We start from the raw sequence: 13,723 nt of genomic DNA, 5'->3' as shown, positions 1-13,723 counted from the left end.
GCGCCCAGCCTACAAGAGCGGGCCGAGAATGGTGCGAAGAGCCCTTCATCCGAGGGGTAACCCTCTCCCCGCGTCACTCTGGAGCCTTGACTCCGCGTGGCAGGACGACAGTGAAGGTCGCTCCCTGTCCGGGCGTGCTGTCCACGTCGATGCGGCCGCCCAGCGCGTCCACCACCTGCTTCACAATCCAGAGCCCCAGGCCGAAGCCGCTGTAGTGCCGCTCGCTCGCCAGCCGCTGGAACTTCTGGAACAGCTGGGCCTGCTCCTCCGGGGCGATGCCGATGCCCCTGTCCCGCACCCGCAGCGTGGCGCCCTCCGCGCCGGCCTCCAGCTCCACGTCCACCGGTTGGCCGTGCCCGTACTTGAGCGCGTTGGACAAGAGGTTCTGCACCACCTGGTCCAGCCGCAGCCGGTCTCCCACCCACTCCAGCGACTCGGGGACGCGCAGGCGCAGCTCGCACCCGGCCCTCGCCGCGTCCTCGGCCACGCGCGCCGCCACCTCGCGCACCAGCTCCGCGAGGTCCATGGGCTCGGGCTCCAGCTTCAGCCGGCCCTCGGTGATGCGCGACACGTCCAGGAGCTCGCGGATGAGGCTGGCCAACCGCGTCACCTGCCGCTGCGCGGACTGGAACTTCGCGCCCACGGACTGACGGATGGGCAGCCCGTCCAGCGGCAGCTGCGCCATCGCGCGCTGCAGCGCCTGGAGATTCAGCGCCAGGGAGGTGAGCGGCGTGTTCAGCTCGTGCGAGGCCACCCCCATGAAGGTGTCGCGCGCGGCGATGGCCTCCTGAGCCTCGCGGTAGAGCATGGCGTTGTCGATGGCGGTGGCCGCGCGCAGGGCGAATTCCTCCGCCAGGTGCAGGTCCGCCCCGGTGTAGCGGCGGTCCGAGTCCGCGTACACCAGCGACAGCGCGGCGATGACGCGTCCCCGGCTGCGCAGCGGCACGCAGATGAGGGAGCGGATGCCCAGCGCGAGAATCGCCTCCCGGTGCGTCGGGTCCTGCACCATGGCGGCCAGCAACGCCGGGTCGAACTCCTCCATGAACTCCGGCTCGCCGGTGCGCAGCACCTTGCCGATGCCGCTGGCCTCGCTCAGCAGCGGAGGGTAGCGGGCGTGGAAGTCCGCGGCCAGCTGCTTGCGCTCCGGGTCCTGGTGGGCCACCACCACCCTGCGCACCTGCCCGTCGGGCTCGGGCATGTCGAAGGCGCACCAGTCCGCCAGCGCCGGCACCGCCACCTGCGCCACCGCGGTGAGCGTCTTCTCGTAGTCCAGCGACGAGGACAACAGCGCGCTCGCCTCGGCGAGGAAGCGCGTGCGGGCCTCCGCGCGCTTGCGCTCGCCGATGTCCGTCACCAGCGCGAGGACCTGGACGCGCCCGTCATGCAGGCGCAAGGGGGCCACGGACAGCTCCACGTCGATGAGGCCCCGCTCGCGCGTGCGCCGACGCACCTCCACGCCCACCAGCGTCTCGCCGCGCTCCACCCGCCGGAGGTTGGAGAAGAACTCGTCCCGCGCCTCGTCGGGGATGAGCGGGTTGAACCTGCCGACGACCTCCTCCGCCTTCCACCCGAAGATGCGCTCCGCCGCGGGGTTCCACAGCCAGATGGTGCCCTCTCCATCCACGAGGACGGTGGCCGCCGGTGACGCGGAGATGATGGCCTCCAGTCGCGCCCGGGTGACGCGCTGCTCATCGAACAGGCGCACCCGCTCCAGCGCCTGCGCGGCGTGCTGGGTGAGAATCTGCAGGAACCAGCGCTCCACGTCCTCGAAGGAACGCGCGCCGAGGAACCCGAAGGACACGCAGCCGATGGCGCGCCCCTCCACGCGCAATGGCAGACAGGCCGCGGCCATCGCGTCGCGCCAGCGCACGCCGTGGGACCAGGCATCCGAGGCCGGCACCCGCGCGGCATACTCCGCCCAACTGCGCAGCCACACCGGCTCGCCGAGCCGCATCGACTCCGCCACCGGCACCGGCGCGTCGACGGAGAAGACGCTGAAGGCCTTCACCGTCAACGCGTCGTACCCACGCGACTGCATCAACTCGAGCCACTGCCCGGTGTCATCCAGCAGCCAGATGGCGCTGTTGGCGGCACCGAGCGACGCCATCCCCACGTCCAGCACCGCCCCGGCCACCTCCTTCCCGGAGAGGGCCTGCCCGAGCAACTGCGTCACCTCCTGCAACCGCCGCGCGTACTCCGCCGTGCGCTCCGCGCGAGCACGGGCCTCGCGTTCCGCCTGCAGCAGCGCGACGCGCTCCGCCTCCGCGCGCTTCTGCGCGGTGACGTCCTGCCGCACGCAGACCCAGTGCCTGCGGCCGCCCAGCTCCAGCCCGGTGACGTGGGCCCGGGTGACGAAGTGCGTGCCGTCCTTGCGGATGTTGTCCCACTCTCCGAACCAGACGCCGTGCGCCTTGAGCTGGGCGATGATTTCCTCGAAGAGGCGCGCGTTCTCCTCGGGCGGCAGGGCGTTCTGCAAGGTGACGTGCTTGCCCACCAGCTCGCCGGGGCCGTAGCCGAACATCCGGTCCTCGGCCGGGTTCGTGTAGACGATGAAGCCGCCCTCGTCGGAGACGCTCACGCCCTCCGCCATCGACTCCAGGATTCGGGCCTGGAGTTGCGCGTCCGCGGGGAGCCGCCCGTCCGCGCCCGGCGCCGGCTCGAACTCCCCGGCCCCGGGGGACTCGGGAGATTGCTCGGAAGGTGCGTCGGGTGGCGCGGGCACGCGTGCAGGCGTAACACCAATGCCCGAGGCCTCCCATGCGTCGGAAGTGCCCCGGCCGGGCAAGTGTCCAGCGGCCAGGGCAAAACCGTCCGCGGGTACGAGCGGACTGCGTTCAGAAGTTGAGGCCGAGCTGCAGCATGGCCAGCGGACCGCTGGTCATCGTCTTGCGAGGGAAGTACCAGCCGGCCAGCGCGGACAGGTCCACCGGGCCCCACGAGTAGCCGGCGAGGCCACCGGCGAGCATCTCGAACTCGCGGCCGGTGCCCTTCACCTCGCCCGGCTCGTCCACCACTTCCTGCTGGAGGCGCGCGTTGGCGCCGACGATGAACTTCTCGCCCAGCAGGTAGCCCATGCCCAGGTGGCCCTCGATGTCCGCCTCGCGCTTGGACACGCCGGTACCGGCCACGAAGTTGGCGGTGCCGACGAGCGAGCCCCAGCGCTTGCCCGCGGAGAGGAACACCTCCGCCTCGCCGCCGTCGGACGCGAAGCCCAGCTGCTTGTAGCGCAGGCCCGCCGACGCGTTGAGCCCGTCCGCGGCCTGATTGAAGAACTGGTACTTCACCTGCGCCTCGGGGCTGAAGCCCTTGCCCGTGCCCATGCGCAGCTCACCGCCCGCGCGCAGCGACAGGTTCTTCAGCACGTTCATCTCCACGCGCTGCGAGATGCCGTACGAGTCGCCGATGCCCGTGCCGTCGTCATTGGCGCTGCCGCTCGTCTCCGTGCGCACGTCCGTGGGCGGCGTGGACGCGCTCTCCGAGAGGGGGAAGAAGCGGTCCATGCTGTTGAGGTTCTGCTCGAGCGGCGTCATCCGCGGCTCCGTCGTCTCCTCCGCCAGCGCGAGGGCGGGCGCGAGCGAGACTCCGGCGGCCAGGAGCAGGGAAGAAAGGGATTGGGATGTGGGCATACGCGGCAGCATAGAGAGTTTTTGCTTTTCCTTTCCTGCCCGGGGACCCGCCTGGGGGGCAGGCAGCCACATGCCCCAAGGGGTCCCGAATGACGCCTCGCCATGACCCACACGCGAGGTGCAGCGCGTCACCCCCAGGACAGCAGGCCTTTTTCCTCGGAGCCCGGGCCCGGAAGGAGGCGAAGCTGCCGGGCCATGGCACGGACGGAGAGAGAAAAGATGCTCGCGGGCGAGCTGTACGTCGCCACGGACCCGGAGCTGACGGCGGCGCGCATCCGGGCCCGGCGGCTGGTGCGTGCCTACAACGCGTCGGACGACGAGGACACGGCGCGGCGACGGGAGCTGCTCGAGCAGCTCTTCGGCAGCGTGGGCGAGGGCGTCGTGATTGAGCCGCCCTTCCACTGCGACTACGGCAGCCTCATCCACGTGGGCGCCCGCGTCTTCATGAACTTCCAGTGCGTCATCCTGGACTGCAACCCGGTGACGATTGGCGACGACGTCTCCTTCGGCCCCGGCGTGCACATCTACGCGGCCACGCACCCGCTGGACCCCGATGAGCGCATCAAGGGCCCCGAGCTGGCGAGGCCCGTCACCATCGGAGCGAAGGCGTGGATTGGCGGCGGTGCCCTCATCCTCCCCGGTGTCACCATCGGCGAGGGCACCACCATCGCCGCCGGAAGCGTGGTGACGAAGGACGTGCCGCCGTACGTGCTCGCGGGGGGCAACCCCTGCCGCGTCCTCAGACCGCTTCGATGAACGCGCGCGTCATCCGCGCTTCGTCATGTCGAAGAGGGCGCGCGCCTGCGGGCCGAGGAAGCCGTCGAAGTCCGGCGAGCGCTGCGCAATCTCGAAGTAGGCGTAGGGCCACGCGCGCGTGCCGCCGCCGCGCAGCGTCACCGGCAGCGGCGCGGCGTGGGTGGCCGTCTGCCGCAGCGACGTGCCGGGAGCGCCCTCGATGTCCGCCTTCATGGGCACGCCCGCCTCGCGCATGCGCCGCTGCCACGCCTCCACGTCATCCACCGTGCCGGTGAAGTGGTTCACCTTGCGCCCGAAGGCGAGCAGCCAGGCGCCGTACTGCGACTCCTTCTCCAGCTCCAGCAGCGCGGCCTCGTCCGGCGGGGGCGGAGGAGAGAACCATGCGGCGAGCGCGTCCACGTCGTCGGGCGCGGGAGTGTCCTCCGGCAGCGCGGCGAGAAGCTGGCGGGCGCGCGGCGACAGTTCCTCCTGCTTCAGCTCGGAGATGAAGACGCGCGGCAGCCCGGCGGGATGGGACATGTAGATGGCGGACAGGTGCGCGTCCGGGAAGGTGTACGCGCCCGCGGCCTTCCAGCCGAGCCGCTCGAAGGGCTTCGAGAAGAGGGAAATGCCTCCGCCGGGCCGCGCGAGCGAGCGCAGCGCGACGTGGTCATTGCGGAAGCTTCCCCCGGAGAGCTGCACGAAGGTGCGCGCGTAGGGCACCTCCGCGGCGTAGCGCTCCCAGAGCAAATCCAGCAGGCGGGTGGCATGAGCGGTCGTCGTCATGGCGCGGCAATGTAGCGCTCCGTGCCGGGAAACGCCGCCGCGCGCGGTGCGGCGTTGGCCGGGTGACGAGCTGCCTCATTCCGGAGCGCGCCTCGGTGCGCGGTGCGGCGTTGGCCGGGTGACGGCACCGCCTCACGTCGCATGGCCGCGCGGAGGTGAGCGCGTTAACCGGGACGGCCATGACCGCGAATACGACGAAGAAGGTGGCGGCGATTGTCGGAGCAGGCCCGGGGCTGGGCACCGCGCTGGCCGGGCGCTTCGCCCGCGAAGGCTACACGGTGGGCGTCTTCGCCCGGAGCGAGGAGACGCTGCGCCAGGTGCAGCGCGACGTGCAGGACGCCGGAGGCCGCGCCAGCATCTACCCCACGGACGCCACGGACGCGGCCGCGGTGCGCGCGTCCTTCGCCCGGCTGCGCGAGGAGCACGGCGCGCCGGAAGTCCTCGTCTACAACGCCGGCCTCTTCCGGATGGCGGGCTTCCTGGAGACGTCCCCCGAGGACTTCGAGGCCTCGTGGCGCATCAACTGCCTGGGCGGCATGCTCTGCGCGCGCGAGGTGCTGCCAGCCATGCTGGAGGCGCAGCGGGGCACGCTGCTCTTCACCGGCGCCACCGCCTCGCTGCGCGGCGGCCCGCGCTCGGCGGCGTTCGCCTCGGGGAAGTTCGGCCTGAGGGCGCTGGCGCAGTCACTGGCCCGCGAGTTCGGCCCGCGCGGCATCCACGTGGCCCACGTCGTCATCGACGGCATCATCGACACGCGGCACACGCATGCGCGAGGCGGCACGGGGCCCGTGCAGCAGCTCTCGCCAGAGGCCATCGCGGAGACGTACTGGCAGCTCCACCGGCAGGACCCGTCCGCGTGGACGCAGGAACTCGACGTCCGGCCGTTGACCGAGAAGTTCTAGCGGCGCTGGGAGGAGAAAAAAGAGGCGGCGGCGCGCGGGTCCAGGTCCTTGGAGGGGACTTCACTGCTGGAAACGCGCGCCGCCGTGCAGCGCGGAGGCTGCTAGAGACTCGCCTTGGAGTTTCGAGTCTCCACACCGATGGTATGCATTGACTTCCTTCCCGCCACCACTCCCCACCGCCCGAAAGCCGGCGCGGGAATAGGGTGTACCGGCCAAAAACACCAGGGTGAAGCAAGTGCCTTCATCAACAGCGCATTGCGCCATCCTGAAGTACAGCTAATTTACGCTCCCGTTACCGTAAGATTACGCCATGGATGCGTGAGCGCCCCGAGTACGTCACGTGGAACTCCCGGGGTTTGAGAGGATGTAAGACGAGAGTGGGGACGAGCCCCCAGGCCCGTCCCACTCCCTGACAGCACGAAGACCCACACCGGACCTCGTGCTGGTGCGAGTGGAACGGCGCTTCCGGCGAATCTTCCCGGCGCCATGCTCGCGCGTGTCAGTGAAGGTGCTCGGGAAGCATGGGCAGGCCGTGGAAGAAGCGGCGCCCGCTCTCGAAGCGGCGGTGGAAGCAGATGCGGTCCTCCAGGTAGAGGCGGGCCATCTCATCCTCGCCGTAGGCGCGGAAGAAGGTGGCGCGGGCCTCGTCGCAGGCCACCTCGTACTCCACGCACAGCGCCTCCCAGTCCTCGGGCAGCTCCTCGTCGTCGCGCCACACACCGTCGCCCACGCCGTACTCGCGCTCCATCAGGTCCAGCTCGCGCGCGAGCCGGCGTACTCGCGGGTCCTCGGCGATGACCTCGTCCGCCATGGCGGTGAGGATGTGGGCCACGAGGAAGAAGCCCGCGTCCGGCGGCACCACACCCTCCTCGCGCGCGGCGCGGAAGGCCACGAGGAGCTGCGCGTCCATGGCGTCGTCACCCAGCTCCATCAGCCGCGCGGCCAGTCCCCGCCACCGTGCCTCCGTCTCCCGGGCCTCCTGGAGGGCCAGTGACAGCTCCTCGTCTCGCGTCTTCTTCATGGCGTGCTCCTGAATGAAAAGTGCCCCCAGGTTCCCATCCGGGTCTGACGTCTGAGCCGTGAATCCAGAGGCTTCCGGGCTGGCGGAGGCAGACCTCCGACGTTGGCTGGCGGACGTGGCGCCCGCCGGACGTGGGGTGGTGGACGCGGGGTTGCCCGGAAGTCCATGCTCCGCGGCACCGTGCCCGTCACCCTGCGTCCCGTATCCGCCTCCGACGAGGCCTTCCTGTTCACCCTGTACGTGAGCACGCGAGAGGCCGAGGTGGGCCTGTGGGGCTGGGCACCCGCGCAGCGCGAGGCCTTCCTGCGCATGCAGTGGATGGCGCAGGGACGGGACTGGGCCACGCGGTACGCCGGGGCGGACCACCGGCTGGTGCTGGTGGAGAGCATGCCCGCGGGCCGCCTGCTGGTGGCCCGCGGCGAGAAGGAGTGGCGCCTCGTGGACATCGCGCTGCTGCCGGCACACCGGCGCGCGGGCGTGGGGACGCGGCTGTTGCGCGAGTTGCAGGACGAGGCCGCGAAGGCGCGCGTCCCGCTGCGGCTGCGCGTGCTGCGCGGCAACCCGGCGCGCGCGCTGTACGAGCGGCTCGGCTTCCGCCCGGAGCCGGTACAGGGCGCGGACGGCGACCCGTACCTGGCCATGGAGTGGCTGCCGGGGCCGCGCGGGGGCTGACAGGCTCCCCGGGCCCGGGCTTCACGTAGACACGGCATGCCCCGAAACACGAACGGCCCGCGAGCCGATTGCTCGCGGGCCGCCGTATGCCGTCGGGGGACGGACGAGGGGGCGCTAGAGGAAGAGGTACTCCGGAGCGGGCACCACCGTGGTGATGGCGTAGCCCGCGCCACCGGCCGTGGACGCGGTGAACGCCTGGCCCGCGACGGGGTTGCCGAAGCCGCCGTTGCCGCCGTTGCCCGCGGTGGCGCCGCCGCCGCTGCCGGGCTGGTTGGTGCTCGAGGACGAGGCGTCAGTGCCCGCGGCGCCACCGCTCACCAGGAGCTGGGAGCCGGGCGCATTGATGGTGCCCGCCGCGATGAGGTGGATGATGCCGCCACCGCCACCGCCGCCGCCACCGGCGCCCGCCGCGCCACCGTTGCCATTCACGCCAGGCCCCCCCGTGCCGCCCACGGCCCGCAGGAAGCCCGTCACCGTGATGTTGCCCTGGGCGCCGATGATGATGATGCCGCCGCCGCCGCCGCCCGGGCCGGGGAGGTCCGCGGCGCCACCCGGGTTGATGCCACTGTTGCCGTTGGCATTGATGGCGCCACCCGCCGCGATGCTCACGCTGCCGCGCGCCACGATGACGAGCGAGCCACCACCCTCGCCGCCCGACACGGTGCCCTGCGAGAGGTTGCGGTCACCCGCGCCGCCCGCGAGCGGTCCCGGCCGCCGCACCTGGGACGCCTGGAGCACGCCCAGCCCGATGCCACCGTGAATCTGCCCCGAGGGCGCCAGGGACACGCCGGGGTTCGGCGCGCCGTTGCCGGAGTCCTGCGTGCCCGCCGCCACGATGATGGTGCCGGTGCCCGTCACCTGGACGTTGCCGGTGGCGCGCAGCACCGTGCCGCTGGGGACGATGAGGGTGCCGCTGATGGTGATGTCGGTGAACTGCAGGTGATGCCGGCCGGTCAGGGTGTTGAAGCCCGACAGGGTGGTCAGGTCCACGGTGTTGCCAAAGGGGACGTTGTACGAGCCCCCCGAGCCATCCCCGTAGACGCCGGTCGCGCCCGAAGGACCCTGCGGGCCCGTGGCACCCTGCGGACCCGTGGCACCCTGCGGGCCCGTGGCACCCTGCGGACCCGTGGCACCCGCCGGGCCCTGGATGCCCTGCGGACCCTGGGCGCCGTTGCACACGTAGCGCGTCAGCGCGGCGTTCACCTCGCCCGCGTCCAGCACGCCGTTGCTGTTGGCGTCCGTGCCGACCTGGAGCCGCACGCCGCCCGTGGCGCAGTTGGCGCCCGCGGGCTCGTTGGCGGTGGCCGTCACCGAGTTGAGGCCGGCCGCGCCCTGCGGACCGGTGTCACCGCGCAGGCCCTGGGGACCCTGGATGCCCTGCGGACCCTGCGCGCCGTTGCACACGTAGCGCGTCAGCGCGGCGTTCACCTCGCCCGCGTCCAGCAGGCCGTTGCTGTTGGTGTCCGTGCCGAACTGGAGCCGCACGCCGCCCGTGGCGCAGTTGGCGCCCGCGGGCTCGTTGGTGGTCGCCGCCACCGAGTTGAGACCGACCGGCCCCTGCGGGCCCTGGGGACCCTGCGGGCCCGTGGCACCCGTGGCGCCCTGAATGCCCTGTGGGCCCTGGGGACCGGTGGCGCCAGTCGCGCCGGTGGCACCCGTGGCGCCCGTGTCGCCCTTGTCACCCTTCACACCCTGGATGCCCTGCGGGCCCTGGGGACCGGTCGCGCCCGTGTCGCCCTTGTCACCCTTCACACCCTGGATGCCCTGCGGACCCTGGGCGCCGTTGCACACGAAGCGCGTCAGCGCGGCAACTTCCTCGCCCGCGTCCAACGTGCCGTTGCGGTTGGCGTCGATGCCCGTCTCCAGCTTCACGCCGCCGGTGGCGCAGTTGGCCCCGGCCAGCTCCGCGCTGGTGCGCACCAGCGCGCTCAGGCCGACGTTGCCCTGCGGGCCCGTGTCGCCCGTATCGCCCTTGTCACCCTTCACACCCTGGATGCCCTGCGGGCCCTGGGGACCGGTCGCGCCCGTGGCACCGGTGTCGCCCTTGTCGCCCTTGTCACCCTTGTCGCCCTTCAGACCCTGCGGCCCCTGCGGACCGGTGTCACCCTGGGGACCGGTGGCGCCGGTGGCACCGGTGTCGCCCTTGTCTCCCTTGTCGCCCTTGTCGCCCTGGATGCCCTGCGGCCCCTGCGGACCGGTGTCGCCGCGGAGGCCCTGCGGGCCCTGGATGCCCTGGATACCCTGGATGCCCTGCGGCCCCTGGGCGCCGTTGCACACGTAGCGCGTGAGAGCCGCGTCCACCTCGTGGTTCTCCAGCGAGCCGTCGCGGTCGGCGTCCACGCCCGCCTCGAACAGCACACCGCCGGTGGCGCAGTTGGCACCGGCCGGCTCCACGGTGGTGCGCACCAGGGCGCTCAGACCAGAGTCACCCTGGGGGCCACCCGCGGGACCCTGGGGACCTTGAGGGCCTTGAGGGCCTGTGGGGCCCTGAGTGCCGGTATCTCCCTTGTCGCCCTTCTCACCCGCGGGGCCCATCGCGCCCACGGCGCCCGCGGGGCCCTGCTCACCCGCCGGACCGCGCGTACCGGCGGGCCCCACCGGCCCCGCGGGGCCCTGTGGCCCCTGTGGCCCCTGTGGCCCTTCCTTGCCCTCGTCACATCCCGAGAGCACCAGCAACGCCGCCAGAGGGACTGCCTTCAAGAACGCCCAATGCGCGGGCCGCTGCCATTTCAGATGAGCCATCTGCGGGTTTCTCCTCGTCGTGGGGACTCAGTGCCATGGGGCCCATCAGCAAGCCCCAAGCCAGATCGCGGCGAGGGGGGTGCCGCGCGCGTGCTTCAGCAATGATGAGACGATTGTGTATCGGATTGTCCCCATGGCGCCATCCCCCCTGGCGCGTTCCTCGCGAACGCGCCCGCGTGCCATCCCGACGCGTCGGCGACGTATCGGGTCGCATCCAACCCACCGTCCTGGAAGGACGCAGCCGCGTCACGGTGGGACGCATCGACACGACGCGGCGCACGGGCTCGCTACAGAGGAGGGACACACGTCACCGAGCCACCGCGCGGGAGCGCTCAGCGCGTGGCCGCTCCTTTGCTCAGTGAGCAGTCGACGTGCTCTTGTGCTTTTGAAACACTCTCAACCCAAGGAAGGTGTACGTGTCAGAGCCATTCATCGGTGAAATCCGGATGTTCGCGGGAAACTTCCCTCCGCGCGGCTGGCAGTTCTGTCAGGGACAGATACTCTCCATCGCGCAGAACACGGCGCTCTTCTCCATCCTTGGAACCACGTACGGCGGCAACGGGCAGACGACCTTCGCCCTGCCGGACCTGCGCGGCCGCTACCCCATGCAGCCCGGCCAGGGCCCGGGGCTCTCACCGCGCACGCTGGGCGAGCAGGGCGGCAGTGAGACGGTGACGTTGATCTCGAACCAGATGCCGGCGCACACCCACTCACTGGTGGCGAGCAACGCCGCGGCGGACCAGCCCATCCCCGAGGGCAACGTCGTGGCGACACGCATCGAGTCGGGCGTGCCGGTGAACTCCTACACCACGCCGAACAACATCAACACCACCATGGCACCGAACTCCATCGGCGTCGCGGGCGGCAGCCAGCCTCACAACAACATGTCGCCCTTCCTCTGCATCAACTTCATCATCGCGATGGAAGGCATCTACCCCTCGCGCAACTGAGAACGCGCTGAAACACGGATGAAACATGACGCCCCGCTCACCGTGACGGAGAGCGGGGCGTCGCTGTTTCCAGGACATCGGCACGGGCCAGGCCAGCTCCGCCGTGCCGATGAATCACGGGCTTGGCGACTGCGGCAACGGCATGAGCCGTTCCATCAGCCCATGCCGATACATCGCGGGGCGCCGTGACTACGGCAGCGGCACGAGCCGGTCCACCGCCGCGGTGCCGGTGTACTGCGTGGGCGTGTTGAGGAAGCCCCTGAGCTGCACGCGCCACGTGCCCGCCGCCGGATTCGGAATCGACACCGACTCACCGGTGGACGTGCCATTCGCGCTGGAGCCCACCAGCGCGCCATCCGGCCCATACACGTACAGGTCCAAATCCAGCGCCGGGTTGCCCCAGTCGGTGGAGATGCGCAGCGCGCTCGCGCCCTCGGGCACGACGAGGCCGTGGTTGTCCTCGGCGGCCAGCAGCGTCACGTCCGCGACGGGGATGTTGAGGCTGGTGTCCACGCTGCCCGTCCAGCCCGGCAGCGCGGTGGTCTGCGGGGTGTAGCGCGTGCCCGCCGTCTCGGACGCGACGCGCACGGCGGCGTACGCATCCGCGTAGCCCTCGCCCACTTCCCACAACTCGAGCTGCCGCGTCGTCCCGTCCGCGTTCTTCGCGAACATGGGCTTCGCGGTGGAGGTGAGGGCCGCCAGCACGCCGTCCAGGTTCAGCGACGGGTTGACCTCGAGCATCAGCGCGACGACGCCAGCCAGGTGCGGCGTGGCCATGGAGGTGCCGGAGATGGACGCGTAGAACGGCTCCGGGTGCAGGCCATCCAGGCCGAGGTACGGCGGGACGATGGCCGGATTCCCGGTGGTGGCGCGCGCCGCGACGATGTTCACCCCGGGCAGGGTGATGTCCGGGTGGTGCAGCGCGTCCCCGGGCACGCCGCGGCTGGAGAAGTCCGCCAGCGCGCCGGGCAGGTCCTGGCTCACCAGCGGGTTGGTGGCCCCCATCGTGTCCTTCGCGGTGCCGGCCGCGACGGAGATGACGCACGGCGAGGCGCTGTATGGGTTGAGCGTGTCCGCGTCCGGGCCCTCGTTGCCCGCGGCGAAGACGACGACGACGCCCGAGTCGTACGCGCGCTTGCTGGCGATGGAGATGGGGTTGAACGGCGCGAAGCGGCCGGAGGTGCCCCACGAGTTGGAGATGACGCGGATGTTGTGCGCCTCGCGCACGTCCGGGTCGAGCAGGAAGTCGAAGCCCTCCACGCTGTAGAGGATGCTGATGGCCTCGCCCGCGCCCACGCCGACGAGCGTCGCCCCCGGCGCCACGCCCTTGTACTTCCCACCCGAGCGCGCACCCGAGCCGGCGATGGTGCTGGCGCAGTGCGTGCCGTGGCCGCTCGTCAAGTCACTGTCCGGCGTGTCCACGTAGAGCGCGCCGCCCACCGGCAGGCCCGCCACCGGCGCGACAATCTTCACGTTGCGGGCGATGTTCGGGAAGTCGCCGTGCGTCCCGTCGATGCCCGAGTCGATGACGCCCACGCCGATGCCCGCACCGGTGGCCTGGAAGGCGGTGCGCGCGGTGTCCGCGCCGATGTACGCCACGCTCTGGTCCAGGAAGTACTGGAGCGGCCGGTCCTCGTAGATGGAGAGCAGGCCCAACGGCTGGAGCTGCGTGCGCAGCAGCGTCAGCACCAGCGGCGTCACCGGCACCTTCACCACCACCATGGGCAGCACCTTCAGCGTGCCCAGGCTCTTGCCCAGTTGGAGCCCCAGCAGCGAGGACAGCGTCTGCACCGCGGGCGCGAGCGCCTCCTGGGTGTTGAAGGACAGGATGAGCGTGCGTGTGGTGCCATCCGCCTTCAGCCCCGGGTCCACCACCGCCTGCGTCAGAGCGGCCTGGGCCTGCGGGCTGGAGTAGAGCGCGGTGCAGGCGCTGGGAGCGGCGACCGTCGGCGACTCGACAATCGTCTTCCTGGAGTTGTCACTCGCGGCGGCGCGGACCGCACCGACAGTGCCCGACTGGGACGCCGTCTCGGGCGGCTGCCCCGAGCCGCAACCCAATGCGGCGCAGGTGGTGACGGCCCAGCCCAGCGACTTCAACCCCTTCATGTAGAACCCCGGCGAACGAGGCCCGGTGCATCCGGGCATGAAGATGTTGTGAATTGCCGCTCGCAGTGGATCTCCCCTGCGCGGACGTCGCCTGTCTGACATCCGCGCGCCCGTGACGGCGTGGGTGGCAATGGTTTTTCCACACGGCGATGCCGACCCTTGTGCGCGCGGAGGCGGGTGTCC

Annotated in this window: 10 protein-coding genes; 4 read left to right on the top strand and 6 right to left on the bottom strand. The window is 71.2% G+C overall.

Translation table 11 applies throughout. From position 1 onward, the window contains the following. Nucleotides 1-73 precede the first annotated feature (73 nt). Nucleotides 74-2,722 (bottom strand): PAS domain S-box protein, encoded by a 2,649-nt coding sequence (locus ACVTJA_RS02685; protein WP_465833529.1) that lies wholly within the window; start codon nt 2,720-2,722, stop codon nt 74-76. 112 nt (nt 2,723-2,834) lie between these two features. Further along, complete coding sequence (locus tag ACVTJA_RS02680; RefSeq protein ID WP_465833528.1) at nt 2,835-3,626, bottom strand: hypothetical protein; 792 nt, start codon at nt 3,624-3,626, stop codon at nt 2,835-2,837. A gap of 195 nt (nt 3,627-3,821) precedes the next feature. On the opposite strand from ACVTJA_RS02680, the gene ACVTJA_RS02675 reads away from it, so the two are divergent. After that, a complete protein-coding gene (locus tag ACVTJA_RS02675) occupies nt 3,822-4,382 on the top strand; it encodes a sugar O-acetyltransferase (RefSeq protein WP_465833526.1) in 561 nt (186 codons plus the stop codon). Between the two features lie 9 nt (nt 4,383-4,391). Here the strand turns inward: ACVTJA_RS02675 and ACVTJA_RS02670 are convergent, their stop codons facing one another. Continuing rightward, nucleotides 4,392-5,147, bottom strand: coding sequence for a 2-oxoadipate dioxygenase/decarboxylase family protein (locus ACVTJA_RS02670; RefSeq protein WP_465833524.1), 756 nt, complete (start codon nt 5,145-5,147; stop codon nt 4,392-4,394). 179 nt (nt 5,148-5,326) lie between these two features. Here ACVTJA_RS02670 and ACVTJA_RS02665 point away from each other — a divergent pair, with 179 nt between their 5' ends. Then, nucleotides 5,327-6,049, top strand: a complete 723-nt coding sequence (locus ACVTJA_RS02665) for an SDR family NAD(P)-dependent oxidoreductase (RefSeq protein ID WP_465833522.1) — start codon at nt 5,327-5,329, stop codon at nt 6,047-6,049. A gap of 499 nt (nt 6,050-6,548) precedes the next feature. Here the strand turns inward: ACVTJA_RS02665 and ACVTJA_RS02660 are convergent, their stop codons facing one another. Then, nucleotides 6,549-7,070, bottom strand: a complete 522-nt coding sequence (locus ACVTJA_RS02660) for a hypothetical protein (RefSeq protein ID WP_465833520.1) — start codon at nt 7,068-7,070, stop codon at nt 6,549-6,551. A gap of 165 nt (nt 7,071-7,235) precedes the next feature. Between ACVTJA_RS02660 and ACVTJA_RS02655 the strand changes: the two genes are divergently transcribed. Beyond that, nucleotides 7,236-7,742 carry a GNAT family N-acetyltransferase gene (locus ACVTJA_RS02655; protein ID WP_465833518.1) on the top strand — a complete coding sequence of 169 codons (507 nt, stop codon included), beginning with the start codon at nt 7,236-7,238 and terminating at the stop codon, nt 7,740-7,742. A 114-nt stretch (nt 7,743-7,856) separates the two neighbouring features. Here the strand turns inward: ACVTJA_RS02655 and ACVTJA_RS02650 are convergent, their stop codons facing one another. Next, nucleotides 7,857-10,442 (bottom strand): DUF7151 family protein, encoded by a 2,586-nt coding sequence (locus ACVTJA_RS02650; RefSeq protein ID WP_465833516.1) that lies wholly within the window; start codon nt 10,440-10,442, stop codon nt 7,857-7,859. A 458-nt stretch (nt 10,443-10,900) separates the two neighbouring features. Here ACVTJA_RS02650 and ACVTJA_RS02645 point away from each other — a divergent pair, with 458 nt between their 5' ends. After that, on the top strand, nt 10,901-11,434 hold the full coding sequence (locus ACVTJA_RS02645; protein WP_465833514.1) for a phage tail protein: 534 nt from the start codon (nt 10,901-10,903) through the stop codon (nt 11,432-11,434). A gap of 189 nt (nt 11,435-11,623) precedes the next feature. Here ACVTJA_RS02645 and ACVTJA_RS02640 read toward each other — a convergent pair whose 3' ends face one another. Next, a complete protein-coding gene (locus ACVTJA_RS02640) occupies nt 11,624-13,540 on the bottom strand; it encodes a S8 family serine peptidase (protein WP_465833513.1) in 1,917 nt (638 codons plus the stop codon). Between the last annotated feature and the right edge of the window lie 183 nt (nt 13,541-13,723).

It is taken from the genome of Pyxidicoccus sp. M6 (assembly GCF_055568925.1).
Note: the sequence above shows the minus strand (reverse complement) of the source record. Positions and strands in the feature narration are given on the sequence as shown.